The 24,255-nt window shown below is 50.7% G+C and carries 28 protein-coding genes; 12 read left to right on the forward strand and 16 right to left on the reverse strand.

Features of this window, described 5'->3' with window-relative positions:
• Positions 1-50: 50 nt before the first annotated feature.
• Together rpmA and rplU are read right to left on the reverse strand one after the other, a co-directional pair.
• On the reverse strand, positions 51-320 hold the full coding sequence (gene rpmA / locus FJM65_RS05455) for a 50S ribosomal protein L27 (protein WP_140620218.1): 270 nt from the start codon (positions 318-320) through the stop codon (positions 51-53).
• 70 nt (positions 321-390) lie between these two features.
• Positions 391-699, reverse strand: a complete 309-nt coding sequence (gene rplU, locus FJM65_RS05460) for a 50S ribosomal protein L21 (protein WP_140620221.1) — start codon at positions 697-699, stop codon at positions 391-393.
• Positions 700-1,344: 645 nt separating this feature from the next.
• On the opposite strand from rplU, the gene FJM65_RS05465 reads away from it, so the two are divergent.
• The 4 genes from FJM65_RS05465 (at position 1,345) to FJM65_RS05480 (ending at position 6,753) form a co-directional block, all read left to right on the forward strand.
• The gene (locus FJM65_RS05465; RefSeq protein ID WP_140620222.1) at positions 1,345-2,304 is read left to right on the forward strand and encodes a ribonucleoside-diphosphate reductase small subunit; all 960 of its coding nucleotides are present in this window, start codon (positions 1,345-1,347) and stop codon (positions 2,302-2,304) included.
• A gap of 354 nt (positions 2,305-2,658) precedes the next feature.
• Positions 2,659-5,043 (forward strand): ribonucleoside-diphosphate reductase subunit alpha, encoded by a 2,385-nt coding sequence (locus FJM65_RS05470; protein ID WP_140620224.1) that lies wholly within the window; start codon positions 2,659-2,661, stop codon positions 5,041-5,043.
• A 345-nt stretch (positions 5,044-5,388) separates the two neighbouring features.
• Positions 5,389-5,901 carry a hypothetical protein gene (locus tag FJM65_RS05475; protein WP_181163648.1) on the forward strand — a complete coding sequence of 171 codons (513 nt, stop codon included), beginning with the start codon at positions 5,389-5,391 and terminating at the stop codon, positions 5,899-5,901.
• A gap of 237 nt (positions 5,902-6,138) precedes the next feature.
• Positions 6,139-6,753, forward strand: a complete 615-nt coding sequence (locus FJM65_RS05480) for a transposase (protein ID WP_140620228.1) — start codon at positions 6,139-6,141, stop codon at positions 6,751-6,753.
• A 167-nt stretch (positions 6,754-6,920) separates the two neighbouring features.
• Here FJM65_RS05480 and FJM65_RS05485 read toward each other — a convergent pair whose 3' ends face one another.
• From FJM65_RS05485 to FJM65_RS05500, 4 genes are all read right to left on the reverse strand, one after another.
• Entirely contained in the window at positions 6,921-7,550 is a 630-nt protein-coding gene (locus FJM65_RS05485) for an OmpA family protein (RefSeq protein ID WP_181163649.1), read from the reverse strand.
• 399 nt (positions 7,551-7,949) lie between these two features.
• Entirely contained in the window at positions 7,950-8,225 is a 276-nt protein-coding gene (locus FJM65_RS05490; RefSeq protein WP_239022841.1) for a hypothetical protein, read from the reverse strand.
• A 243-nt stretch (positions 8,226-8,468) separates the two neighbouring features.
• Positions 8,469-8,891, reverse strand: coding sequence for a SpoIIAA family protein (locus FJM65_RS05495; RefSeq protein WP_140620234.1), 423 nt, complete (start codon positions 8,889-8,891; stop codon positions 8,469-8,471).
• Between the two features lie 264 nt (positions 8,892-9,155).
• The gene (locus FJM65_RS05500; protein WP_181163650.1) at positions 9,156-10,793 is read right to left on the reverse strand and encodes a T9SS type A sorting domain-containing protein; all 1,638 of its coding nucleotides are present in this window, start codon (positions 10,791-10,793) and stop codon (positions 9,156-9,158) included.
• Between the two features lie 588 nt (positions 10,794-11,381).
• Here FJM65_RS05500 and FJM65_RS05505 point away from each other — a divergent pair.
• Entirely contained in the window at positions 11,382-11,714 is a 333-nt protein-coding gene (locus FJM65_RS05505; protein WP_239022842.1) for an Hsp20/alpha crystallin family protein, read from the forward strand.
• Positions 11,715-11,769: 55 nt separating this feature from the next.
• Here FJM65_RS05505 and FJM65_RS05510 read toward each other — a convergent pair whose 3' ends face one another.
• The 3 genes from FJM65_RS05510 to FJM65_RS05520 all read right to left on the reverse strand — a co-directional run bounded on the left by FJM65_RS05510 (position 11,770) and on the right by FJM65_RS05520 (position 12,646).
• A complete protein-coding gene (locus tag FJM65_RS05510) occupies positions 11,770-12,036 on the reverse strand; it encodes a hypothetical protein (RefSeq protein WP_140620242.1) in 267 nt (88 codons plus the stop codon).
• Positions 12,037-12,177: 141 nt separating this feature from the next.
• Positions 12,178-12,357 (reverse strand): hypothetical protein, encoded by a 180-nt coding sequence (locus FJM65_RS05515; RefSeq protein ID WP_140620244.1) that lies wholly within the window; start codon positions 12,355-12,357, stop codon positions 12,178-12,180.
• Positions 12,358-12,442: 85 nt separating this feature from the next.
• Positions 12,443-12,646 carry a hypothetical protein gene (locus tag FJM65_RS05520; protein WP_239022843.1) on the reverse strand — a complete coding sequence of 68 codons (204 nt, stop codon included), beginning with the start codon at positions 12,644-12,646 and terminating at the stop codon, positions 12,443-12,445.
• Positions 12,647-13,013: 367 nt separating this feature from the next.
• On the opposite strand from FJM65_RS05520, the gene FJM65_RS05525 reads away from it, so the two are divergent.
• From FJM65_RS05525 to FJM65_RS05540, 4 genes are all read left to right on the forward strand, one after another.
• Positions 13,014-13,319, forward strand: a complete 306-nt coding sequence (locus tag FJM65_RS05525; RefSeq protein ID WP_140620248.1) for a hypothetical protein — start codon at positions 13,014-13,016, stop codon at positions 13,317-13,319.
• Between the two features lie 28 nt (positions 13,320-13,347).
• Positions 13,348-14,100 carry a hypothetical protein gene (locus tag FJM65_RS05530; protein WP_140620250.1) on the forward strand — a complete coding sequence of 251 codons (753 nt, stop codon included), beginning with the start codon at positions 13,348-13,350 and terminating at the stop codon, positions 14,098-14,100.
• A gap of 325 nt (positions 14,101-14,425) precedes the next feature.
• Positions 14,426-14,863 carry a septal ring lytic transglycosylase RlpA family protein gene (locus FJM65_RS05535; RefSeq protein ID WP_140620252.1) on the forward strand — a complete coding sequence of 146 codons (438 nt, stop codon included), beginning with the start codon at positions 14,426-14,428 and terminating at the stop codon, positions 14,861-14,863.
• A 161-nt stretch (positions 14,864-15,024) separates the two neighbouring features.
• On the forward strand, positions 15,025-15,372 hold the full coding sequence (locus tag FJM65_RS05540; protein ID WP_140620254.1) for a hypothetical protein: 348 nt from the start codon (positions 15,025-15,027) through the stop codon (positions 15,370-15,372).
• Positions 15,373-15,665: 293 nt separating this feature from the next.
• Here the strand turns inward: FJM65_RS05540 and FJM65_RS05545 are convergent, their stop codons facing one another.
• The 6 genes from FJM65_RS05545 to FJM65_RS05570 all read right to left on the reverse strand — a co-directional run bounded on the left by FJM65_RS05545 (position 15,666) and on the right by FJM65_RS05570 (position 19,752).
• Positions 15,666-16,412: a ZIP family metal transporter gene (locus FJM65_RS05545; RefSeq protein WP_140620256.1), complete on the reverse strand. Its 747-nt coding sequence runs from the start codon at positions 16,410-16,412 to the stop codon at positions 15,666-15,668.
• Between the two features lie 9 nt (positions 16,413-16,421).
• Positions 16,422-17,165 carry a class I SAM-dependent methyltransferase gene (locus FJM65_RS05550; RefSeq protein ID WP_140620258.1) on the reverse strand — a complete coding sequence of 248 codons (744 nt, stop codon included), beginning with the start codon at positions 17,163-17,165 and terminating at the stop codon, positions 16,422-16,424.
• 137 nt (positions 17,166-17,302) lie between these two features.
• A complete protein-coding gene (locus FJM65_RS05555; RefSeq protein WP_140620260.1) occupies positions 17,303-17,611 on the reverse strand; it encodes a hypothetical protein in 309 nt (102 codons plus the stop codon).
• Positions 17,612-17,718: 107 nt separating this feature from the next.
• Positions 17,719-18,306, reverse strand: coding sequence for a hypothetical protein (locus tag FJM65_RS05560; protein WP_239022844.1), 588 nt, complete (start codon positions 18,304-18,306; stop codon positions 17,719-17,721).
• A 108-nt stretch (positions 18,307-18,414) separates the two neighbouring features.
• The gene (gene nadC, locus FJM65_RS05565) at positions 18,415-19,272 is read right to left on the reverse strand and encodes a carboxylating nicotinate-nucleotide diphosphorylase (protein WP_140620262.1); all 858 of its coding nucleotides are present in this window, start codon (positions 19,270-19,272) and stop codon (positions 18,415-18,417) included.
• A gap of 66 nt (positions 19,273-19,338) precedes the next feature.
• A complete protein-coding gene (locus FJM65_RS05570; protein ID WP_140620264.1) occupies positions 19,339-19,752 on the reverse strand; it encodes a DUF4783 domain-containing protein in 414 nt (137 codons plus the stop codon).
• 222 nt (positions 19,753-19,974) lie between these two features.
• Here FJM65_RS05570 and gpmI point away from each other — a divergent pair, with 222 nt between their 5' ends.
• The 3 genes from gpmI to FJM65_RS05585 all read left to right on the forward strand — a co-directional run bounded on the left by gpmI (position 19,975) and on the right by FJM65_RS05585 (position 23,707).
• On the forward strand, positions 19,975-21,501 hold the full coding sequence (gene gpmI / locus FJM65_RS05575; RefSeq protein ID WP_140620267.1) for a 2,3-bisphosphoglycerate-independent phosphoglycerate mutase: 1,527 nt from the start codon (positions 19,975-19,977) through the stop codon (positions 21,499-21,501).
• Positions 21,502-21,511: 10 nt separating this feature from the next.
• The gene (locus FJM65_RS05580) at positions 21,512-22,090 is read left to right on the forward strand and encodes a hypothetical protein (protein ID WP_140620270.1); all 579 of its coding nucleotides are present in this window, start codon (positions 21,512-21,514) and stop codon (positions 22,088-22,090) included.
• A 114-nt stretch (positions 22,091-22,204) separates the two neighbouring features.
• Positions 22,205-23,707, forward strand: coding sequence for a M43 family zinc metalloprotease (locus FJM65_RS05585; protein ID WP_181163651.1), 1,503 nt, complete (start codon positions 22,205-22,207; stop codon positions 23,705-23,707).
• A 111-nt stretch (positions 23,708-23,818) separates the two neighbouring features.
• On the opposite strand, the gene FJM65_RS05590 is transcribed toward FJM65_RS05585, so the two are convergent.
• Positions 23,819-24,250 (reverse strand): secondary thiamine-phosphate synthase enzyme YjbQ, encoded by a 432-nt coding sequence (locus FJM65_RS05590; RefSeq protein WP_140620274.1) that lies wholly within the window; start codon positions 24,248-24,250, stop codon positions 23,819-23,821.
• Positions 24,251-24,255: the final 5 nt, after the last annotated feature.

The raw sequence follows: 24,255 nt of genomic DNA on the forward strand, positions 1-24,255 counted from the left end.
AGAGGGGAGCCTGTTTGGCACCCCTCTTTACTGCATAGGTAAAGCTTGGATTAAGCTTCTGCCTCTACTTTAGGAACTACAGAAACGTAAGAACGGTTTTTCTTACCTTTCTTGAACTGTACGGTACCATCAACCAGTGCAAACAGGGTGTGGTCTTTGCCCATACCTACGTTTACGCTTGGGTGGTGCGCAGTACCTCTTTGTCTTACAATGATGTTACCTGCAATAATGTCCTGGCCACCGTAAATCTTAACACCCAGTCGTTTAGAATGCGATTCGCGGCCGTTATTGGAACTACCAACGCCTTTTTTGTGTGCCATGTTGTTTTACTATTTAGTTGGGTTAGTTGCCTAATCCCAAAAGGTTCTACGATTAATTTCTTCTTACTGCTTAACCAATGCTTTCGATCAGAACTTTGGTATACTGCTGGCGGTGTCCGCGAGACTTTCTATACCCTTTTCTTCTCTTCTTCTTGAAAACATGTATCTTGTCGGCCTTCGCCTCGCCCAGGATTTTACCGGTAACTTTGATACCATCCACGAAAGGAGCGCCAACAGTGATTGTACCGTTGTCATCAGTTAGAAGAACATTGGCGAACTCAACGGCGTCACCTTCATTGCCGGAAAGCTTGTTAGCGTAGATGAACTTACCGCTCTCTACTTTGGTCTGTTGACCTGCGATTTCTACAATTGCGTACATCAGCTTCAATGTATGTTTAAAGATTTAGTCCGCAAAAGTACGGCATCTATTTCATATTTGCAACGGCTTGTATAACAAATTGTTCCCCATCTATACTTTGCCTATACACACCTGTGGAAAAGTATGTGCATATCCACATAGACATTTTTACAAGCTGCTTACAAACCGCATAAACGGTTTTATGCCAGTGGCTTACATGAAGCCTAGCTTTAAATACTTTTCCACAGCAATTCAAATACTTATCTACCCGGATCTCACCGCTACACCTATAACTGTATACCTCGGGGCGGCCTCTCTACATTTTATACACCTTATTTATACAGCACATGCCTGAATTTGCAGCCAAATTGCATCTAACACTCTAATCATATACAAATTCTAATATTTAATACATACTATATATGTTAATATAAATGTGGATAACAATGTTAGTTACACTTAAAATCGGCCTAAACGAGGCAAGAGCGGCATGTGCATAAATTGAACAACTTTCGCCCCCGAAATCAAGTTCATTTCTATATATTTGAAGTCAGGATGTAACCGGAAGCCGGTTCGCATATCCATCTAAGCAATACATTAAAACGGGGTGTTTTCTAAGCCGTGTGGCTTACCCCTTCAACCAATAAAACGCTTATTTACAAGATTATGGAGCCAATACTGCAAGAGAACCCTAACCGCTTTGTACTGTTCCCGATACAGCATGACGAGGTGTGGCAGATGTATAAAAAGGCAGAAGCCAGCTTCTGGACAGCCGAGGAAATTGACCTGGGCCAGGACCTGAAAGACTGGGAGAACCTGAACGACGGCGAACGCCACTTCATCAGCCACGTATTGGCTTTCTTCGCTGCCTCTGACGGCATTGTGAACGAAAACCTGGCCGTCAACTTCATGAACGAGGTACAGATACCGGAGGCGCGCTGCTTCTATGGCTTCCAGATCATGATGGAGAATATCCATGCCGAAACCTACTCGCTGCTTATAGATACTTATGTAAAGAAGCAGTCGGAGAAAGACTTCCTGTTTAACGCCCTGGAGAACGTGCCTGCCGTGAAGCGCAAAGGCGAGTGGGCGCTGAAGTGGATCGAGAGCGAGAACTTTACCGAGCGCCTAATCGCTTTCGCGGCCGTGGAGGGTATTTTCTTCTCCGGCTCTTTCTGCTCTATTTTCTGGCTGAAGAAGCGCGGCCTGATGCCGGGCCTGACCTTCTCTAATGAGCTGATCAGCCGCGACGAAGGCCTGCACTGCGACTTTGCCTGCCTGTTGTACTCTATGCTGCAGAACAAGCTGCCGGAAGAGCGCGTGCATGCCATTATCCGCGATGCGGTAAGTATAGAGCAGGAGTTCGTAACCGATGCCCTGCCGGTGGACCTGATCGGTATGAACTCCAAACTGATGAGCCAGTACATTGAGTTTGTGGCCGACCGCCTGCTGGGCGAGCTGGGCTACAAAAAGATCTACGGCTCTGCCAATCCATTCGACTTTATGGAGATGATCTCGCTGCAGGGCAAGACCAACTTCTTTGAGAAGCGCGTAGGCGAGTACCAGAAGGCTGGTGTACTAGGGGATAAAGATAAAAAGATGTTCAGCCTGGACGAAGACTTTTAAGATTAGAGAAACCTTTGTAAGTTTAGGAGGGGAAAGAAAAGCTCCCCTTCCTAAACTTACTCTTAATACCGATTACCGGGCGGCAGTAGAAGCATCAGAGGCGACCGCAGGACCGCGACCGGAACTATAGCTGGCATCACCGCCACTTACCAGGGTACCTCTACCCTGCTATATAGTAAAAGCATTTTGCTTTACGCATAATCTATTGTACTACAACGGCTTATACTTGCACTTGCGTATGGGCTGATTGTGTATCTGTAAGTATAACCTCTGCTGCAGCGGCAGCGGCTCTTTATATACCTGTATTATTAACTAAACCACCCGAGGCCTTCCACCTCGCTAATTGTATACGCTATGTTAGTAGTTAAACGAGACGGCAGACGCGAGTCCGTCAAATTCGACAAGATTACCGCACGCATCGAGAAACTGTGCTATGGTTTGCACATGGATTATGTGTCGCCGATTGAGGTGGCCAAGAAGGTGATTGACGGCATTTACGACGGCGTGACCACCGTGGAGCTGGACAACCTGGCTGCCGAGACAGCGGCATCGCTTACCACCAAGCACCCGGACTACGCCGTGCTGGCGGCCCGTGTGGCGATCTCGAACCTGCACAAGGTAACGAGCAAATCGTTCTCCAACACCATGAAGCGCCTGTATACTTATACAGACCCGAAGACAGGGGAGAACGCCTCACTGATCGCGAAGGATGTGTATGAGATCATCCGTAAAAACGCGGCCCTGCTGGATTCCACCATCATCTACGACCGCGACTACAACTACGATTACTTCGGTTATAAGACACTGGAGCGCTCTTACCTGCTTCGCCTGGATGGCAAGATTGTGGAGCGCCCGCAGCATATGTTGATGCGTGTGGCCGTGGGTATCCATAAGGAGGACATCGAATCTGCCATTGAGACTTATAATCTCATGTCCGAGAAGTGGTTTACGCACGCCACCCCAACATTATTCAACGCCGGCACGCCTAAGCCGCAGCTCTCCTCGTGCTTCCTGCTAACCATGAGGGACGACAGCATACCGGGCATCTACGACACGCTGAAGCAGTGCGCGCAGATCTCGCAGAGCGCCGGCGGTATCGGCCTGAGCATCCACAACGTACGCGCCACAGGTTCTTACATCAAAGGCACCAACGGCACCTCCAACGGTATCATCCCGATGCTGAAGGTGTTTAACGACACGGCCCGCTATGTGGACCAGGGCGGCGGCAAGCGCAAAGGCGCGTTCGCGATTTACCTGGAGCCTTGGCATGCTGATATCTTCGACTTCCTGGAGCTGAAGAAAAACCACGGCAAGGAAGAAAACCGCGCCCGTGACCTGTTCTACGCACTCTGGACGCCAGACCTGTTTATGAAGCGCGTGGAGGAGAACGGCGACTGGAGCCTTTTCTGCCCGAACGAAGCACCTGGCCTGGGCGATTGCTGGGGCAAGGACTTTGAGCGCCTGTACGAGAAGTATGAGCGTGAGGGCCGCGCCCGCAAAACCGTGAAGGCGCAGGACCTGTGGTTCCATGTGCTGGAGTCGCAGATCGAGACAGGCACGCCGTACATGCTGTACAAGGACCACGCCAACCGCAAGTCTAACCAGCAGAACCTTGGTACCATAAAGAGCTCTAACCTGTGTACCGAGATCATGGAGTACACTAGCGAAGATGAAGTAGCTGTTTGTAACCTGGCCTCGCTGGCGCTGCCGCGCTTTGTGAAGGAAGACGACAACGGCAACAAGACCTTCGACCATCAGAAGCTGTTTGATGTAACCTACCATGCCACGGTTAACCTGAACAAGGTGATCGACATAAACTATTACCCTGTGCCAGAGGCGCAGAACTCTAACATGCGCCACCGCCCGATCGGTTTAGGAGTGCAGGGCCTGGCGGATACTTTTATTCACCTGCGCATGCCGTTCGAGAGCGAAGAGGCAAAAGGGCTGAACAAGGATATCTTCGAGACGATCTACTTTGCGGCTATGACGGCTTCTAAAGACCTTGCCAAGAAACAAGGCCCTTACGAAACGTTTAAAGGTTCTCCGCTATCAGAAGGCAAGTTCCAGTTTGATATGTGGGGTGTTACGCCGGAGAGCGGCCGTTGGGATTGGGAGAGCCTGCGCCAGGATGTAGTAAAGCACGGCGTGCGTAACTCGCTGCTGGTAGCGCCAATGCCTACGGCTTCTACGGCGCAGATCCTGGGCAACAACGAGTCGTTTGAGCCTTATACTTCTAACATCTACCTGCGCCGCGTACTGAGTGGCGAATTTATGGTGGTGAACAAGCACCTGCTGAAGGACCTGATCGCGCTGGGCATCTGGAACGACAAGATGAAGAACGACATCATCGCGGCCAACGGTTCTGTTCAGGACATCCCGGCTATTCCGCAGCACATCAAAGACCTGTACAAAACAGTATGGGAGATCAGCCAGCGTGCCGTGATCGATATGAGTGCCGACCGTGGTGCTTACATCTGCCAGAGCCAATCGCTGAACCTGCACGTGCAGAACGTGAACTTCGGTAAGCTGACCTCGATGCACTTCCACGCCTGGAAGAAAGGCCTGAAGACGGGTATGTACTACCTGCGCACCAAGTCTGCCGTAGACGCCATCAAGTTTACCGTGGAGAAACAAGCCGCCGAGACCCTTTCGCCGGTGTACAGCCAGCAAGACCAGAACCGCAGCGACATGAGTTGCTCGCTAGATAACCCAGACGCTTGCGAGGCTTGCGGATCGTAAATAAGGAATTTAGTGTCGACCCTAACTCGAACTGCAGAAAGAACAAAAGGACTAGAACAACTTAAATATATCTTAAGAATCAGGAGTAAAGTACTTATAGTGCATTACTCCTGTGAGTCCTTTTTGAACCTTCGGAACAGAGTCCCAAGAATTACGTCTATTGCTGTACATAACTTAGAGTCCGGACAAACTAAATCTTTTTCGATATACTTATCTGCTCAAATCAAAGGAGTAGATGTAAATAGATTAAGCGAGGCTGCCAGAAATCGACTTGAGAAGGATACATTGAATGAATTCTACAAGTTTGTTAGAAAGCATAAAGGCTATAAATGGGTCCACTGGAAAATGCGAAATCAAGTTTATGGTTTCGAAGCAATTAATGCTCGGTACAGAATCTTGGGAGGTAAGCCAGCAAGTATAGCTGACAATAATAAATATGATTTGCCAGCTCTTATAGAGCAACTGTATACTTCTAAGTATGAGAAGAACTCAGAAGAAGGTAAATTATTATCTTTAGCTAAACGCAACGGTATAGCAACTGCCAATGCAATTCCTGGGTATTTGGAAGCCAAGGCATATGAAGATGGAAGCCACCAGCTACTATGGATGTCAACTCAGCAAAAAGTAAAAGTTATTACTGATTTGCTTTTACTAACGTCGGAAGATAAACTGAAAGTAGCTCCTACATTTATAAGCACTCATGGAATGAGTTGGGGGCTACTAAAGAAAACTTACCCATGGTCGCTTTTTCTGCTAATATTAGGCATAATCGGAAAAGAATTCATGAGTAGTTTGATAAAATACTTATCTGACTATTTCGCAGTAGGACCGTTCATCCTAAGTGTATTAGGCTTTTAAAAACAAATAAGGGAGGACTTGAATGTTCTCCCTTATTTGTTTTACTAACTATAAAAACCCCCAGACCTCGCGGTGTCTTTACGACCCGCGAGCGTCTAACTCCACCAACTCCCGCAGCCACGAAGCAAAGCAACCGCCTTCCTACCAGACGCTCGCGGGACCTCCGGACACCGCGAGGTCTTTCTGAGCCGCGAGGTCGTTTTGGGCCGACGTTGCTGCTGTTTCGTAAAAGTATAGATGCAAAAGATGATACAGCTGGAGCCGGGGAAGTTCTACCATCTGTATACCCGCGGCAACAACAAGGAAACGCTCTTCCGGCATCCCGACAATTATCACTACTTCCTGCAGCTCTACCGGAAGTATGTAGCACCTTATGCCGATACTTTTGCCTATTGCCTGCTGCCTAACCACGTGCACTTCCTGGTGCGGGTAAAAGAGGAGAATGCTTTGAAGCTGAAGTATAAAATAGAAGATAACAAGTCGCTGGTAAGTATAAACCGGCAACTCGGCCACCTGCTCAACGCATACGCCAAGGCCATCAACCTGAAGTATAACCGGGTGGGCCGCCTGTTCCAGCACCGCTTCGGCAGAAAAGAAATTACCTCAGAAGCTTACTTTACCAGGCTTGCCTTTTATATCCACTTCAACCCGCAGCACCACGGCCTGATAGACAACTTCAGTGACTGGGACTTTTCGTCCTACCACAGTATACTTGCCAAGGGCAAAACAGCCCTGCAGCGGGACGAAGTACTGGAATGGTTTGGCGGAAGAGACGAGTACATAAGTTTCCACCATGAAAACGCCGCCGACTTCGCAAGTATAGCCTCTCTTGTAGAAGAAGACGAACTATAGTGACTACCAGACCTCGCGGGGGCCCCGAAAGGCTTCGGGACAGGCTTCTGGTCCCGCGAGCGTCTAACTCCACCAACTCCCACCCTTAGCGCGCACGGGCACTGCAGAGGGAGGAAAAAAAAAGCAGCTGATTTCTCATCAGCTGCTTTGCTTAAGTTTAATCTTACTTACTGCTCACGCGTTACCACCACAACCGCAACCCGGCGGTTAAGCTGGCGTCCTTTGGCTGTTTCGTTTGTTGCTCTAGGTGCTGTCTCACCCATTGCCTCAACTGATAAACGGCGGGCATCAATGTCACCTTTGTTCTGCAACCAGTCCTTTACAGCGTTTGCGCGTTCTGCCGAAAGTTCTTCGTTATACTCGTTACTTGCACGGGCATCCGCATGGCCGAACACGCGTATCTGGCCGTTTTGAGGCAGGTCTTTTATTTTATTAGCAATTTCCTGTAGCTTCTCTTCACCCTCTGCCCTGATTTGAGCCTTATCCGTATCAAACAGCAAACGGTCGTCCATCGCGTAAATGTTGTAATCGTTACCTGAGCGCATTTCTACTTCAGAACCTCTCAGCTCCGGGTCATCTACCACCGGAGCGTCCCAATCAATACCGGCCCAAAAGTCTTCTCCAACATCTTTTATCTCGGCGCCTTCTGCCTCTACTCGTCCACGTTCATCCTCATACATCACAGCTGTGTCAGCTGTAGCGTCAGAAAGTGAGTCATTCTCCACTGTCCCCTTTGGGTCGTTGCAGGCACTCATCGCGCCAACGCCCAGGATCATCAATATCATGTGTTTTTTCATAGCTTGTATACTTAGTTTCATACTAACTGCTACGGAGCATGACATTAACAGTTTAGAGTCAGCAGCAGAGGGAGGCAAAGTGTTCTCTGCCAGGATGCTCTCAAAAGCCTCGTGTACAGACAGGAATTATACCTGGAAGTATAGTTAATCAAAGCACGAAGCCCATACTCCCTCAACGGCTTAATAGCTGCGGCAAGGAAAGTATGAGCAACCAACTGAATTGGTGGTGGTAAAAAAATAGGGATTGCCGCTACTGCCATAGCAAGAGTGCATGCCGACGGAAGTATAGAAAGTATATTTCTAAGCAAGTATACTTCTGCAGCGGCTTTAGAGCTACACCGTACAGCGCGGAAACCAGTTCAGGTTAGCTTAGGGGAAATCTATCCGGAAGCAAAAGTTCTACAGCGGCTCCATCAGCCAGGCCATGGCCTCTTCCTCCGTTTTAAAGTCGCGGAAGGCCAAGTTTAGGTCATAGGTGTGGCCTTTTCTAACCATGACACCTACTGCTTGAAGGTTTTCTTCGAAAATAGAGGGGAGACGTGCCATACGCAACAGTGAACCTTGGGCTACGCGCGGGATGTACTCTTGTAAGCTCCACTCCAGGTCAGCCGGGCAAATTGCTCCCATTTTACGGTCATCGGCCAGCCAGCGCACCAGTGAAAACCTATTTGCCATTTCCAGGCACAGTAAATAAGCTTCTCGCAGCTCGGCACCTTGTAGCTGTCCTCGCCACTGGGCTTTTCCAAGTCTGGTCTCTCTGTTGTAGGATAAAACCAGAAAGTTATTCTTAAAGTACAGCTTCATTAGTTAAAACGCCCATCATCAAACGGGATTTTAAAAGTAAAGATAAGCGCTGTGCTGTGCAAGAAAGCCGAAGCTTTATGCATCTCATTCTACTCTCGTTATTTTAAGCCGATACTACAGTTGACCCTTCGCCACAACAGGATCTTTTAGCCAAGCCAAGGCATCGTCGGCGTTATCAAACTCTTTGATCACCATGTCGCCAAGGCTATTGGCGCGCTTGATAAGCTGCTCCACAGCCATCCTGTTAAACATATCTTCCGAAACAACCGTGGCGTGTCGGCAAATGCTACTGGCGGCCAAATGGGGCAGTACGTGCTCAGAGAACCACTCTTGGTCCGCCTGCCGAATCGCCCGCAACTTCCGGTTGTCTCCTAGCCAGCGCAGTGGCTTGTGCTCCTCTACCAGGCGAAGGCAAACTTCTACAGCCGCTCTGAAATCATCACTGCTTAAGAAACCGTTCCAGGTGGCTGTCCCCAATTGCAGCTCATCATCGTAGGTAAGTGTAACGGCGTGGCTCTGGAAATAAGTAAAAATCATACTAATAGAAAATTTGCACTAAGGTAATAAGCTACTATACGTACATCAACCGAATAGTTCTGGATATGGCTTCTGCAGGCTCGGAAAACTCCTCCGCCGCCACCTTTATTTTTGTGCTAAATCAGCCCGAAGACTCACCTTGTTTACTCCCGCCCATGACCTGAAACCTTGCTACGGCACCATTATAGTACAAAAAAGCGAAGCCCCGGCACCAGAAGTTGGCGCGGGGCTTCGTAAAGAACGAAACTATACTTTAACTGATATTTACTGCTTCACGAAGCGCAGGGTCTGCTGTTGGCTGTTTCCGGAAACCTTTACCAGGTAAACGCCGCGCTGCAGCTGCGACACTGGTATTGTAAGCTCTCTGCCTGTGCTGCTGTACTGCGCCACCTGCCGGCCCGACACATCTAGCACGGTTATCTGGGCAGCATCAAGCGCCAGTTTTACGTTCACTTCATCAGTTGCAAGGGTGGGGTATACTTTTGCCAGGTTGCCCTGAAACACCTGCTGCCCTTTGTACTGAACCGCCACGATGTTAGACATCTCTTCAGCGCCGTCAAAATCTATCTGGCGCAGGCGGTAGTAGTTTATACCTTCGGCGGGGTTCGTGTCGGTAAAGCTGTAGTTAATGCGTGTGATGCTGTTGCCATTGCCCTTCACCTCGCCAATCGCGCTGTAATTCTTGCCATCCTGGCTGCGCTCCACAACAAATTTATCGTTGTTCACTTCCTGTGCCGTAGCCCAGCTTAATTTGGCATTGCCGCTTTGCATGGCACCTCTAAAGAACATCAGCTCCACAGGCAGCGCGCCAATGGTGCGATAGCCATTGAAGTTGCCAAACCCGATTCCTTGCCTTCCTCTGTCAGCACCCAGGTTATAGTAGCTGATGTTGATTTCTTTTACTGCTTCTGTAAAAACCACCGTCACGTTACCTAACTCCAGGCTATTGTCTACATCGGCCACCCCGGTGAAGGTGCTACTTTTAGCATCAAACTGAGCATAAGCGGCATTTTTCACAAAGCTCTGGCTGGCAAGTACCACATTGCCGGCACTGTTTATCCCTGTCACCACCAGTTTATCTGTAAACTGACTCGTAGCGGTTGTTTTGTCTATATCCAGGAGCATAAACGACACGTCTGTCAGCAGTTCTCCAAATTTGATTTTAACGTTGGTACCCTCTGTAGCGGAGGCTCCCGTCTGCACAATAGAGAAGCTGTTGCCCGAACGGGGAAACTGGGTGTTGTTCACAGTGGCTGCCTCTACAGTCACGCCCGCGCCTTTGGTCATAGACCAATACATAGGCACATCGTTCAGCAGGTATGGGCTTGTGGTGCCTGGGGCTGCGACAACAAAAGGCTGCTCACCATCGGGCCTGGAGCTCCACTTAAACATGTTTGGCAAGGCCACTATCTCCAGGTCATCTATAGAGTAGCTGTAATTCTTATTCAGAGTAGTTTCGAAATAGATCTTTACGTTATCATAATTGTTCGATAGAGGGATAACTACCCTGTTTTGCACGGCTGTTCCTACCGTGATTGCGGCATCTACCGGTACCTTTTGCACAGGGTTAGACCCGATCTGGTAGCACAGATATATTGGGCTATTAAAACTCTGACTTCCACCGCCATTGGCACTGCGCGTGCCAGCCCATTTTATTCGAATATCTGCGTCCAGCTTACTAAAGTTGCCGTTAACATTTAATTTAGTTGTAACCTGAGCTTCGTTGCCTGAAAGCGAGCGGGTATAAATTGCCCCACCCGTTACGGTCCAGTTGCCACTCACTGCGGGCGTGAGGTTTGTCTGGCTAGCGTTTGTAAAATCTTCCTTTAGAAGCACCTCTTGTGCCTGCGCCGAAAGTGTGAAAAGTATAAGGGTAAGAATAAGGGTGTAAAGTTGTTTCATTACAAGTGCATTGTGTCGTTCATGCATTGTTAATGAAAAAGTATGCCAGCCTTACAAACGCGTAAATGGCCTTCTAAAAGAATATAACAAAGGCCATAGGATCTTCACGGGCGCACAAGCAAATTATTACTACACAAGCTGTTATAACGATACGGCATTAGCATTATTATACAAAGCAAAGGATAAATTATTTTAACGATTTTTAGTTTTAATTACGCCTGTTCCCAAATAAGGAATACAAATAAAATAGGCTAACTATATTTCCATATTTGGGAATAACTATGAAGCAGAGATGATATTAACACAAAGGTCGGGAGCGCATGTGGCGGGGCCAGGCCAACATTTATAGCCAGCTGTGTTCATAGAACAGAGTGCCCCGAAACAATGACATCGTGGCATTTAAAATTACTAAAACAATAGCTATTTAAGCCATTTTGTCTTACAAACCACCCCTAAACATTCCACAAAACCCCCAAACACACATGGCACCGCTTTTGCAATACACCTTGTGTAAAAACTAAGAAGGAGAAAGAGATGAAATTGATAAAGGATAAAGAGTTTTTAAAGAATATAGCACACCAAATTGATTTGCTGAACACCTTAGGTGGTGGTATCAGTGAGACTTACGTAGATATCAAGAAGTATAAAAAAGGCGCTGTAATTAACGTATGGGCTGCCGGCGTAAGCTCGGAGCTTTTTAAAGTAGTACTGCACAATAACCAGCTTACCTTGTTCTCGGTGCTGCACCACCCGGATAACCCTGAGATGGCTGCCCCGATGTTCAACAGAACTTTTATACTTCCACCGCAGGTAGACCTGAGCCGCATTGAGGCGGTGCATGAGGACGGCCAGTTACAGGTGAAGCTCCCATACTTTGAGGGCACGCAGCAACCCCGGGAAATAGAGATCAAAAAGCTATAAAGCACGAAAGGCTACCGAAACGGTAGCCTTTTTTATTTTCACGCACACCTAGCGGCTACTTCACAAATTTTGCTTTGATGATAGAAGTAAGGTAATCGTGCACTTCTACGGTCTCCTGGTCGTACTCAAACGCATTAAAGCCATCTGAATCGGTCTGCTTTACGCGGCACCCTCTCTCAACCATCAAAAAAATCAACTCGCGCAGGCGGTAGGGATGGCCGGCAATATTGAGCACACAGTTCATGTCGCTGTTCTCTACTTGCAAGAACATGTGCTGTACATAGTTCTCATCGGCCATTATGTTTTCCTGAGTTCTATCCATACTTATACTTTGGCTATACCTACATAAGTATGAAACGCCTCAAAAAGTGCCCGCCGCACGCAAACTACCGTTTCCAAAGCGCAGATTCTTTACTTTACCTATACTTTGGCATGGCTCAGTGCAACCTGCACAGCGCATGGGTTAGCGCCTGGGGAGCTCTTTTCGCCAGCCCACCACAAACAGGATGAGCCACACAGGATAAAGCGGCGAGATAACAGAGGCCAGGAAAGGATCAACAGAAAAGAACAGCACCAGCTGCAGCGCAAGACTTACTGCGGCGCCAAACAGCGCAATGCGGTAGTATTTGTTAAAGGAACCCATACCCAAAGCATACGGAGAAAGGGGAAGTGCAAGGGTAGTGTTGTGCCAGAAAGTAGTTACAAGGAGATAAAAAAACCCGTCCGGGTTACGGACGGGTGTTCATCAATCGGAAGGCCTCAGCCCTCGTTATGCCTTTTTCTATGATAATAGGCGGGTCGTCTTTTTTGGCCACAACCAGCTTAAACTTACTATCGTTATCGCGATAATAAATCAGCGTGGTAAGGTCTTCGTAGGCTACACTAAAGATCTTTCTGGTTTTACCACCCGCATAAAATTTATAATTATCCAACGTTATATTTCGTAATAGCTTCATATCCCTACAATCTCCTGGTACTTTAACGGCAGAACCCCTATTTTTTGTTTCAAAATCCTTGAAGGTGCAATTAGATTCTTTCTAAAACAACATACCTGATAAACAGCCATTTAAACCACTGAGGCAAGAATTTGACTGCTACAGCGTTTTAACATAGAAAAAAAACAGCTACGGGTTCTGCCTAATTCCAGTGCAAAGATCAGGCCAACATAGATTAAAGAATATATACCAATATAGTACCATAAAACTAAAATACCTGCGCCCACGCATATACGAGCAACAGCAGCTTCTGCTATCTTTACAGCGGCACTTTATACTTTAGCAATTTAAAACCTGAGAAACCATGAGCGACGGCAAGCGCCATTGGCTAAGTTGGCTCCCATACTTTATCGCATTTGAGCTTGTGGTGTTCTTCGGGCTGCAGTGGCTCCTGTCGGGCATGGGCTTGAGCAACCAGATGCAGCCAGAAAATACCATTGTGCCCAACTGGGTAAAGGCAGTTACGTTTATACTTCTGTACCTGCTTTGCGTGCTCGTTGCGGTAATGGTAATCAGCAACACGGTGCCGGGCAAGCACCGCCCGTACCTGATGCGCTGGGTATACCTGGCGCTGACGGGCATGGTTATAATGCTCTTTTTCCTGTTTTAGCAGAACCCGATATTTTATACATTTAGGAATGACAAAGATAAAGAACCTATTATCGCTGGCGGTTTGCCTGCTGATGGGCTACGCAACCTTCGGGCAGACCGGCATTGGCCAGGGCCGCTTCTTTTTACAAATGCAGGATGGCCGCGTCATCTATGCCAACCGGCTGCAGTATAAGTCGCCGCTCTTCAAGTCCAGCCACTTCCTGGTGAACGACTCCCTGAAGATAAACCCGAGCATGGTGAACGTGTTCCAGAATGAGGACGGCTTTTTTGCCCGCGTGGAAGCCGGCAACCGCTACGACTCCTTTGCAAAGCGCGTGACAGACGGCCCCCGCATCGACAAGTTCTACACCACCCGCACCTATTACGACGGTGGTGGCTATGGCTACTCCCCGTATGGCTACGGCTATGGCATGCCCCGCACCAGCCGCAAGCGCATTTACTTTTTCTCTAAAGACCAGGGGCCGCTTTATGTGATGAACTACGACAACTTGGAAACAGCCCTGGCTGACAATGCCTCCAGTATGGCCCTGCTGCGCCGCTACAAAAAAGACAAGCTCATTAACACCGGCGTTTCGGTGGTGGGGGCAGGTTTACTGGTAGCCGGGGCCGTTAAGTCTTTCAGTGATTCTCAGGAGGTGAACGGCACCACCCAGCTAAACGTGTCGCCGCTTATCTATGCGGGGGCTGGCATTTTGGGCGCCCAGTTGGTGGTCAACCTCTTCCAGAAGGATAAGCTTACCCAAGCCATGGAAGTATACAATTACCAACTGAAGCAATAAAGCAAAGGCCGGGGCAGTATTGCTCCGGCCTTTTTTTCAGCCTCTGCACAGGGTTCCTATGCCGCTGCGCAGGCTGTAGCCATTTATACTTTACACCACCGTATAGGCTTAATTCCCCGCCCCAACGCGTACTGCTTTATCCTTTAGCGTGATTTCCTGCCGTGTTTTTTGTAGATTTGAGCAGGTGCCCTGGTTTATCCGCCAGCTGAGCCTGTAAAAATTTCCTACCGCCGCCGTCACCAACTGCTCCCTGCTGAGACATAAGCTTTGAGCAAGGCAATTTGTGCGGCAGGCAGCCGTTAAAACACCGATTACCTTACATTTCATGCTTACACCACTCCGCGCTTCTTCCGTTTCTATACTTGTACGCACCGCCAAGGCCTTACTGGTTGTTGCCACCTTGGCTGTTTGCCTCAGCTCATGCGTTGCTTCTGCTCCCCGTTTTGGGCAAAAGGGATATACCGAAGAAGGCAAGGCTTCCTACTATGCCCGAAAGTTTCAGGGGCGCAAAATGGCCAACGGGGAGCGCTACCGCCGTGGCAAGCTAACGGCTGCCCATAAAACCCTCCCGTTCGGCACGCATGTAAAAGTAACTAACCTGAACACCAACAAAACAGTGAAGGTCGAGATTACGGACCGTGGCCCTTTTGTACGCGGCAGGATCGTGGATTTGTCGGAGGCGGCAGCCCGCCGTGTGGGCATGATAAAGTCAGGAGTTGCCCCTGTGCGCCTGAAGGTAGTAAAACCTGGACAAGGCAAATAGGCGCCTGTGGCTGCATAAACCAAATGCTCACACAACCAACAAGATACATACGCCACCTGTTATAGACTTTTAACTAAAACATCCTAGCATATTCTTGATATTTGCCTGATTTATACTTAGATTTGTGCATGGTTAAGGCTTGGTTAAAAAATAATGCTTTTGTGCCTGTAGCAGCTGTGCTGCTGCTTAGCGTTTTTGCCGCGCCTCTGCCTCAGGCTTATGCCGAGAACAGCAATGGCACTCTTGCCAAGTCAAGCACTGCTGCCACTACCCAACAGGTAGCGCAAGCGCAGCCCGCGCAGAAAGGCGATCAAGCAAAGCCTCAGGCTACCGCTACCAAACCAGATCAAAAGTCTGTGTTGGATGCCGAAGTGCTGGAAAGCCCGCTTGAATATCTCCGCAACGCTTTTACCTCAGAAGAAGAGGAGACAGACACTTCCTCAGGCTCCGGCATGGTAATGCATACTTTAAAAGCGCTTGTGGCAACGCTGCTGTCCACAGTAATGTAATTCCTTTCTTTTCCTGCTTTTTCTCTAAAGGCTTGGCCTTCTTCGCCTGGTTTATACCTGACTTGCCACGTTCTTACTTCTTTGTTGCCTATGCAAAGGCACTGTGAAGACGAGAGCCTTCTATCCTCCTCCCGCAGCAGGTGAAGCCAGAAATTTATTTTATCTCTTTAAACCCCGGCTTAAAGTTACAGTCTAACAATCGAGTTGATTACTACAGCAGTAAAGAGCTGTCTTATAAAGGTGAGTTTGGCCGGAGTGTATACTTCGGCCTTTTCTTTTTCCGGGGCTGTGGTTTAGATGAAGTCGCTTACCAGCGCCAGCACAAGGCCAAGCAAGGTAGCCACCAGCTTTGTGCGATTAAAGTGGTGGTCGGGGCTGGTTTCGAAAAGGATGGTTGTAGAGATATGCAGGAAGTTACCCGCTACCAGGCCCGTCAGCGCCGTGAAAACCATCCCGCCCGCGGCTTCTTCATGCAGCAGCGTATTGCTTACCAATATACCCAGCGGCGAGCCTAGCGCAAATACAAGCAACCACAGAAAAGCTTTCCGGAAATTCTCCAGCCGCGACAGCAGCACCGACATAAGCGCAAACGCTGCCGGCACGTGGTGTAAGGCGATGCCCAGCAGCACCACGTAAAAATTGCCGGCGGCATGCTCATGCCCGTGGCTGTGCCCGCGCTCCACCAGTATACTGCCCTCCAAAAAGGCATGCACAAACAGCGAGCCCAGCAGCAGAAAAGGAATGGAGTCGGTGCGGCCGTGGTGATGGTGCATGTGCCCGTGCTCCACGCCATGCGAGAACAGCTCCAGCACCAGTTGCAGAAAAAAGCCTGCCAGCACCCAATAGCCAACCCTATAAGCGTTAACGCTACTGTTTAGCAGCGCATCGGGCAGCAGGTGCACGATCGTGATGGAGAACAGGTATGCGCCACTGAAGGCAAGCGCAATTTTCAGCCACTTAGTTTTATTTGGCGGAAACACCTTTACCAAAAAGCCGGAGAGCACTACCGTCAGGAAAAGTACAAGTATAGCTACGATCATTCCGGGCTGTTATTTTTTTAGCACAAAAACCATTCTATCGCTGGAGGCCGGTTCGTATGGGTTGAGTTTATAGTCGCCGAATATGTCTATCAGGCGCAGTTTTGCCATTCCGAAGTAATCCATAAAATCATCCCGCCGCAACGCACGCACCCGCTCCTCAAAGCAGTAGTCGCGGCCTTTGTCGCGGAACCCGATGCGCTTTATGATAAAGCCTTTCTCTACGCCGCGGGTAATCTTAAAGTTTATCCCCTGCACCTCTTTCTCCTCCTTCGCCACCAGGTTGCTTATCACCTTATCTGTGTTCATAAAATCAATTACCAGCTTGCCGCCGTGCCTCAGGCTTTGGGCGGTGGCACACAGGGCAACGGCATTCTCAGTTTCGCTCTCGAAATAGCCAAAGCTGGTGAACAGGTTCAGGATGAAATCGAAGGCTTCAGGCTGGAACTCCTCCCGCATGTCATGGCGCACAAAATGCAGGCGCTCGTTCTCAAACTGGCGGGCATGCTGTATGCTTTTCTCCGAAAGGTCTATGCCGGTAACATCGTAGCCTTGCTGGTTCAGGTACAAGGCATGGCGCCCCTTGCCGCAGGCCAAATCCAGGATCTTGGCGTCTGGCTTGGGGTGCAGGTACACTAAAAGCCGATCCATAAAGCGCTGTGCCTCCTGCACGTCGCGGTTCTGGTAAAGGATGTGGTAGTATGGCGAATTAAACCAGGTACTAAACCACGCTGCTGCATCCTGTTGGTCTGCCATGCGCATTGCTAAAAGCAATTAAGTTGCAAATATACAAAAGCCTGATAAGCGAAATTGAGCCAGATCGCCACAGGGCAAAAAAAAAGCCTGCCGCAGCTGTTGCACCAGCAGCGGCAGGCATCGGCAATAAGCGTCGGCTATCGGTTAACGGCGCCGGCTTCTGTGTTTGTCTCGGCTTCCTCGTTTGTGCTGTCTCCCTTCTGCAGCGAGTGAGCGCCCGGATCATGGTTAGGCAGAACCTCTCCGTGCTCCACATGCTCCTGCACATTGCCTGAGGCAGTTTCCTCTAAGGTGCCGGCATCTGATACATTAAAAGTTTTGCGCTGGCCTGGCTCTACAGTCTCTGTAGACACTTTCTCACCTGGTCTCAGGTCTGATGGGGTACCGCAGGACACCATAAACATTCCGCAGGTTGCGGCAAATACTGCTATTACGTTCTTATTCATTATTATACGTTTTTATACTTCTCTATTATCTGCCTCGCCATTCAAAGCAGCAGGGCGTTGTATAAATAAAATTTACGGGCTGAGTGCCGCAATAGGTTTAGGCTAAGCTATGCCAACAGGTTTTTGCGGCGCAGGTAGCTCTCCATCAGCTTCAGGTCGTTGGGGCTGTTAAAGATGCGGAACGGCATGTGGATAAACACCGGTACCTGAAAGGTACGGGCCACCCAGCCTTTCCAGCCGCTTGGCAGCTGCGCGTCGTTTGGCGGCTGCAGCCACAGCATATAGCCGCTGTCTTTCTTCTGGGCACGTTCGATCATATCCCAGGTCAGGGTCATGCCCTCGCGCTCGTTGCGCTTCAGCAGGATCTGGCGCGGGTCAATTTCGTAGGTCAGTTTCTCAAACAGCGGGCTTCCCTGCTCCACCTGCGTCACGCTCATCACCTGCGCCGAGCGCAGCAGCACAAACAGCAAAGTAACGATGATGGCGCCGGCCACCCACCACCACGAGAAGCTGAACACCGCCGGCAGCAGGAAGAGCACCAGCGGAATAAGCGCCTGCCACCAGCTTTTGCTCCACACTTGGCCCAGGGCCATGCGGGTATAATCGTTTTTGTCTAACTGGTACTTCTTAGTACGGATTGCCAGCGGGTTTGTGCCCTGCGCCATCCGGCGACCTCTTTGGTTTGGTTGGTGCATAAATGTTATAGTATAAAATCTCTGTCTTCTTCTTTTCCAGCCCCTCCGGCCAAGCCTGCAGAGCAAAAATCAAGTATAAGGCCCCGCAAAACAGCGGGCGCGGTATCGTTAAAAAGCCTTCAGGCTCAAATCTATACTTCTGTTGGAGTGCGTTAGCGCCCCCACCGAAATAAAGTCTACGCCGCACTCGGCCACGGCACGTATGGTTTCCTCGGTTATGCCGCCAGAAGCCTCCACTTCATACTTGCCTCCGATCATGGCCACGGCCTCGCGCATGGTGTCGGTGCTCATGTTATCCAGCATAATGCGGTGGATGCCGCCTGTTTCCAGCGCCTCCTGCACTTCCTGCAGGTTTCGTGTCTCCACCTCAATCCTCAGGTCCTTGCCTTTCTCCTGCAGGTACTTTTGCGTAGCAGTGATGGCCTCTCGCACGCCGCCGGCATAGTCCACGTGGTTGTCCTTCAGCATGATCATGTCGTACAGGCCGAAGCGGTGGTTCTGTCCGCCGCCAATCAGCACGGCCCACTTCTCCATGATGCGAAAGTTAGGAGTGGTTTTGCGAGTGTCCAGCAGCTTGGCGCCGGTGCCGGCAATCAGGCTCGCCATATAGTTTGTATACGTGGCAATGCCGCTCATGCGCTGCATGCAGTTCAACACCAGGCGCTCGGCGGTAAGTATACTTTGGGCTTTGCCTCTTACGGTAAAGGCCACATCGCCATACTTCATCCGGTCGCCGTCGTGCATCAGCACATCCAGCTGCAGGTTAGGGTCCACGGCCTTAAAAATATAGCCGGCCAGCTCTACACCCGCCAGCACGCCATCGCCTTTCACCAGCAGCCGCGCCTGGTTCTGCGCGTCGGCCGGGATGGCCGCCAGCGAGGAGTGGTCTCCGTCGCCCACGTCCTCGGCCAGCGCCGCCGCAATGAACGCGTTTATACTTTTTTCGGTCAGGTATGTCGGTTTCACGGTGCAAAAATAAAAAAAGGCTCGGTATAAACTCCGAGCCTTTGTAAAAATCTCATTAGTATCGTCTTAATCTTTGATAAAGTTCATCGAATGGATGAGGTATTTGCCTCCTGAGGACTTCATCCGGATCAGCACGGTGTAGGAGCCGCCCTTAGAAGTATACGTGCCGATGGCGTACAGCTGGCCTTTGTCGGAAGTACCGTTATGGTTCACGCTAAAGTCGGTAGGTGCGTTTTTGGAGAAGAAGTTCTTCATCACGAACTCTGCCTGCGTGCTGCTGTAGCTGGTAGCTTCAGAGCCATCCAAGGTGATCTCTACCATGCTGCCAAAGTTTTTTGACAGTTCCTTGGCTGAGCCTGTTTTCATGGCCTGCTTCACATTGTTCATCGCGTCGCCTTGCGCAACTGCCTGTCCTGCCGTCATCAAAACGGCTACTAACATTATCGTGAAAGCAAGTGCAAGGTGTTTAAAGTTTTTCATAAGTGCTGTTTGTAATACTTGCCCTTCCAAGAGCCAAAACTATGCCAAGTGCCCCTGCAAAGTTTGATGTCTCTAATATAACACGAATATCCTGATAAAGAAAAAACTCGGGGCCTCCTGCACGTATACTTTTACTAACCGCCGCTGCACATGCCGCGGCAAGTATAAGAAGACCAAAGCAAATCAGCCGGAAGCTTCAAAGATAATAGCTATATTTGCACCATGAACAAGAAGGTACTTTTAGTGATTTTGGACGGATGGGGCCTCGGCACCAACCCGGACGTTTCGGCTATTTCTAAAGCCAACACGCCTTACGTCGACTCTATCTTTGAGAAATACCCTACCACCACCTTACAAGCCTCCGGCGAGGCAGTTGGCTTGCCGGAAGGGCAGATGGGCAACTCGGAAGTGGGGCACATGAACATTGGCGCAGGCCGCGTGGTGTACCAGGACCTGGTGCGCATCAACAAAGCCATTGCCGAGCGCAAACTGGCCACTATGCCAGCCCTGGCCAATGCCTATGCTTATGCCAGAGAAAACAAGAAAGCGGTGCACCTCATCGGCCTGGTGTCGGATGGCGGCGTGCACTCGCACATAGATCACCTGAAGGCCCTGTGCACTGTGGCCCACGACCAGGAGCTGCACAATGTATACATCCATGCCTTTACTGATGGCCGCGACACCGACCCGAAGGGTGGCGTAAAGTATATAAATGAGCTGGAAGAGCACCTGGAGCATACCACCGGCACCATTGCCTCGATCGTGGGCCGCTACTACGCCATGGACCGCGACAACCGCTGGGAGCGCGTAAAACTGGCTTACGACCTGATGGTAAAAGGGGAGGGGCAGCCTTCACAAAACCTGATCAAGTCGATGCTGGACTCTTACAACGCCGGCGTGACGGATGAGTTCATCAAGCCGATCGTGAAGGTGAACGACCGCCAGGAGCCGGTTGCCACCATTAAGGATGGCGACGTGGTGATCTGCTTTAACTTCCGCACCGACCGCGGCCGCGAAATTACCCAAGCCCTAACGCAGCGTGACTTCCCGGAGCAGGGCATGCACAAGCTGAACCTGCGCTACGTGATGATGACCAACTACGACGAGAGCTTCCTGAACACCGAGGCGATCTTTGAGAAGGACAACCTGAACAACACGCTGGGCGAGGTGCTGGCCAACGCCGGCAAAAAGCAGATCCGCATTGCCGAAACGGAGAAATACCCGCACGTCACTTTCTTCTTCTCAGGCGGCCGCGAAACGCAGTTTGAGGGTGAGAGCCGCATTATGTGCCCATCGCCAAAGGTAGCCACCTACGACCTGAAGCCAGAGATGAGCGCCTACGACATACGCGACGCCATTGTGCCGGAGTTGGAGAAGAAGAGCGCTGATTTTATCTGCCTGAACTTTGCAAACCCCGACATGGTAGGCCACACCGGCGTGTTTGAGGCCGCCGTAAAGGCCTGTGAAGTAGTAGACGAATGTGCTGCCAAAGTCATCAACACCGCCCTGGAAAACGGTTATGACACCATCGTGATAGCTGACCACGGCAACGCCGACATGATGATAAACGAGGACGGCACGCCAAACACGGCGCATACTACCAACCTGGTACCGTGCGTGCTGGTAAGCAACGACTTTAAAGGTGAGCTGCACCCGGGCAAGCTCGGCGACATCGCCCCAACTATACTGGAGCTGATGCAGCTGCAAAAGCCGGAGGAGATGACCGGCGAATCCTTGATCAACCATTAAAACCATACCTGTGGCCAAGTATAAACCTCTCTTATGGATAGGCCTTTTGCTGGCCACTGTTGCCTGTGAGCGCCCGGTTCCGCCTGCTGCCCAAGAGGCAGGGCCGGGCACTTTTAACCTGTCTAGCTACCTGCAGGAGCAGCGGCTAAGGCTGGAGAAAGAACAGCCCATGGTGCTGAAGTCTGTCGCCACGCAGGACCACGAGCCGGAGGTAGTGGAAACACCCGACATTGACTGGGAAGACGAGCTGACTGTGTTTGAGCAGGCAGACCTAAGTCGCCCGTCGCTGCAGGAGTATTACACCCGCCAGGAGCAGGTGCTGGAGGATGGCTCCAAGGCCATAGAATTTACGAAACTGGAGGATGCCGAACCGCAGGTGCAGTACCTCCGCCTCGTTATAACACCCAAAGGAAAGCTAAAGCAGCTAAACGCCCGCCTGCAGGACAAGAACATCATCTTTTTCTCACGGCGCGCCATTGAGCTCAGCACCAATCCCCAAACCGGCAACATTTCGGACTATCGGGTGGAGGGCGTGCAGAAAATGATCTTCGGGGACTCGCTGCGCTACGAGGTGCAGGCAAGGCTATAGCTATCCCTTAAAAGCTACTTATCGGGGTAGGAACTTTTCCTTTTTTCCTTAACTTGCATGGTTACAGGCGCTCTGCCTGCCCCTAAACCGTTTCGAAGCCCATACCTTTACCACATGCGCACGTTTGCCCTGCTGGCTCTTTTTTGCCTGGGTTTTGTCTTTAGCAGCTCTGCCCAACAGATGGCGGGCAACAGAGGCTGTGCCACCGCTGCCTATGTCAGCGCTCAGAAAGCCGCACACCCATACTTAGAGCAGGAGCAGCAACAGGTGCAGCAGGCGGTGCAGGATAAACTACAGCAGCAGCGAAAGTGGCAGAATATGCGCGCCCTTAACACCGTCACGATTCCGGTAGTGTTTCATGTGGTGTATGGAAGCGAGGAAGAGAACATCTCAGACGAGCAGATCCTGTCGCAGCTGGAGGTGCTGAACGCCGACTTCAGAAGGCACAACGCGGATGCCGTGAACACGCCCTCCTACTTTGCGCCCTATGCCGCGGATACCCGCATCGAGTTCTGTCTGGCTGCTCTGTCCCCAAACGGAGACCCCACCACCGGCATCACCCGCACACAAACCTCTCAGGCAGCATTTAGCTTTGCCTCCGACTATATTAAAAAATCGCCCCAGGGCGGCAAGGATGCTTGGGACACGAGCCGTTACCTCAATATCTGGATAGGAGACATCAAAGACGATGTGCTGGGCTATGCCACCATGCCCGGCACCACATTGCCGCAACTGGATGGGGTGGTGCTGCATTACACGGCCGTGGGCGCCGCGCCCGCCAACCAGTTTAACACAGCCTACAACCTGGGCCGCACGGCCACACACGAAGTAGGCCACTGGCTGGGCCTGGATCATATCTGGGGCGGTGAGGACGCCAGCTGCTCCGACTCCGACGGCATCAGCGATACGCCTAACCAGGAAACCTATACCACCGACTGCACCGGCGGCATCCAAATCTCCTGCGACAACGGCCCCTACGGCAACATGTACCAGAACTACATGGACTACAGCAACGATGCCTGCATGAACCTGTTTACCCATGGGCAGGCCGCTTACATGAACGCCGTGATCAGCACCAGCCGCAACCGCCTGCTCAGCTCTCTGGCCTGCTCTGCCTCCATCCGCTCCGACTTTGGCCTGGCACAGGAAGGCGACACCTTAACTGTAGCCGGGAAAAGTGTGCAGTTTGCCGCTGCCCCTGAGGGTGTGCGGGCAACTGCGTGGCATTGGGAGTTTGAAGGGGGCGTGCCGGGCACATCCACTCAAGAGAACCCGGAGGTTACTTACCCTCGCCCCGGAAAGTATAGCGTAAAACTAACCGTAAGCAACGGCAGCACCAGCGACACGGAGGTGAAGGAAGACTTTGTGCACGTAACGGTAAGCGACCTGACGGTGTACCCGGTTCCTGCTTCTGATTATTTATACATTGAGCAGCCTGCGCGCATACTTGTGCGGCACGTAGAGCTACTGAACAGTGTGGGCAAAACCGTACTCACCGCCGAAGTCCGCAACCGAACGCTGCAGCTGGACGTGCACCGCCTGCCGCCGGGTATATACTTCCTCCGCCTGGTCAGCACCAACGGCACCGAGATTAGAAGGGTAAGCATCGTGCGGTAAGCATGGTTATTCGTTGTGTGATGTTCGATGCAGGGGAGAGAATTTAGAAGTATGGGTTTACAACTTCTCCCATTCACCCAGCCACACATTCACTCAGTCAGAATCAGACCTTTACCCATGCTGGCCCTCGCCATGCAGCGTGACGACCACGGTGCGCTTGGAGGCGTTGTCGCGGTGCTCGCAGAGGTAAATGCCTTGCCAGGTGCCCAGGTTAAACTCCCCCTCCCGGACAGGCACAGTGACAGAAGCGCCAAGTATGGATACTTTCAGGTGCGCGGGCATATCATCGGAGCCTTCCAAGGTATGGCGGTAGTAGGGCTGGTTTTCGGGCACCATGTGGTTGAAGTGGCTCTCGAAGTCCAGCCGCACGGTCGGGTCTGCGTTCTCGTTTATCGTTAAGCTGGCCGAGGTGTGTTTGATAAAGATGTGCGCCAGCCCCACATACATCTCCTCCAGCTCCGGCAGCTGCGCCTCCAGCAAATCTGTTATCAAATGAAAGCCGCGCTTAACGGCCGGTAGCCTTATCTCTTTCTGAAACCACATAGCTT

The organism is Pontibacter mangrovi (assembly GCF_006385705.1).
GTDB classification, from domain to species: domain Bacteria; phylum Bacteroidota; class Bacteroidia; order Cytophagales; family Hymenobacteraceae; genus Pontibacter; species Pontibacter mangrovi.

Coding starts and splice junctions, on each gene's coding strand:
- FJM65_RS05585 (WP_181163651.1), top strand. CDS start 22,205: ATGCGCACGTTTGCCCTGCTGGCTCTTTTTTGCCTGGGTTTTGTCTTT.
- FJM65_RS05545 (WP_140620256.1), bottom strand. CDS start 16,412: ATGATCGTAGCTATACTTGTACTTTTCCTGACGGTAGTGCTCTCCGGC.
- FJM65_RS05530 (WP_140620250.1), top strand. CDS start 13,348: ATGACAAAGATAAAGAACCTATTATCGCTGGCGGTTTGCCTGCTGATG.
- FJM65_RS05495 (WP_140620234.1), bottom strand. CDS start 8,891: ATGATTTTTACTTATTTCCAGAGCCACGCCGTTACACTTACCTACGAT.
- FJM65_RS05510 (WP_140620242.1), bottom strand. CDS start 12,036: ATGGATAGAACTCAGGAAAACATAATGGCCGATGAGAACTATGTACAG.
- FJM65_RS05515 (WP_140620244.1), bottom strand. CDS start 12,357: ATGGGTTCCTTTAACAAATACTACCGCATTGCGCTGTTTGGCGCCGCA.
- gpmI (WP_140620267.1), top strand. CDS start 19,975: ATGAACAAGAAGGTACTTTTAGTGATTTTGGACGGATGGGGCCTCGGC.
- FJM65_RS05550 (WP_140620258.1), bottom strand. CDS start 17,165: ATGGCAGACCAACAGGATGCAGCAGCGTGGTTTAGTACCTGGTTTAAT.
- FJM65_RS05590 (WP_140620274.1), bottom strand. CDS start 24,250: ATGTGGTTTCAGAAAGAGATAAGGCTACCGGCCGTTAAGCGCGGCTTT.
- rplU (WP_140620221.1), bottom strand. CDS start 699: ATGTACGCAATTGTAGAAATCGCAGGTCAACAGACCAAAGTAGAGAGC.
- FJM65_RS05475 (WP_181163648.1), top strand. CDS start 5,389: ATGCGAAATCAAGTTTATGGTTTCGAAGCAATTAATGCTCGGTACAGA.
- rpmA (WP_140620218.1), bottom strand. CDS start 320: ATGGCACACAAAAAAGGCGTTGGTAGTTCCAATAACGGCCGCGAATCG.
- FJM65_RS05535 (WP_140620252.1), top strand. CDS start 14,426: ATGCTTACACCACTCCGCGCTTCTTCCGTTTCTATACTTGTACGCACC.
- FJM65_RS05560 (WP_239022844.1), bottom strand. CDS start 18,306: ATGCACCAACCAAACCAAAGAGGTCGCCGGATGGCGCAGGGCACAAAC.
- FJM65_RS05500 (WP_181163650.1), bottom strand. CDS start 10,793: ATGAAACAACTTTACACCCTTATTCTTACCCTTATACTTTTCACACTT.
- FJM65_RS05525 (WP_140620248.1), top strand. CDS start 13,014: ATGAGCGACGGCAAGCGCCATTGGCTAAGTTGGCTCCCATACTTTATC.
- FJM65_RS05485 (WP_181163649.1), bottom strand. CDS start 7,550: ATGAAAAAACACATGATATTGATGATCCTGGGCGTTGGCGCGATGAGT.
- FJM65_RS05555 (WP_140620260.1), bottom strand. CDS start 17,611: ATGAATAAGAACGTAATAGCAGTATTTGCCGCAACCTGCGGAATGTTT.
- FJM65_RS05480 (WP_140620228.1), top strand. CDS start 6,139: ATGCAAAAGATGATACAGCTGGAGCCGGGGAAGTTCTACCATCTGTAT.
- FJM65_RS05465 (WP_140620222.1), top strand. CDS start 1,345: ATGGAGCCAATACTGCAAGAGAACCCTAACCGCTTTGTACTGTTCCCG.
- FJM65_RS05470 (WP_140620224.1), top strand. CDS start 2,659: ATGTTAGTAGTTAAACGAGACGGCAGACGCGAGTCCGTCAAATTCGAC.
- FJM65_RS05570 (WP_140620264.1), bottom strand. CDS start 19,752: ATGAAAAACTTTAAACACCTTGCACTTGCTTTCACGATAATGTTAGTA.
- FJM65_RS05490 (WP_239022841.1), bottom strand. CDS start 8,225: ATGGCAAATAGGTTTTCACTGGTGCGCTGGCTGGCCGATGACCGTAAA.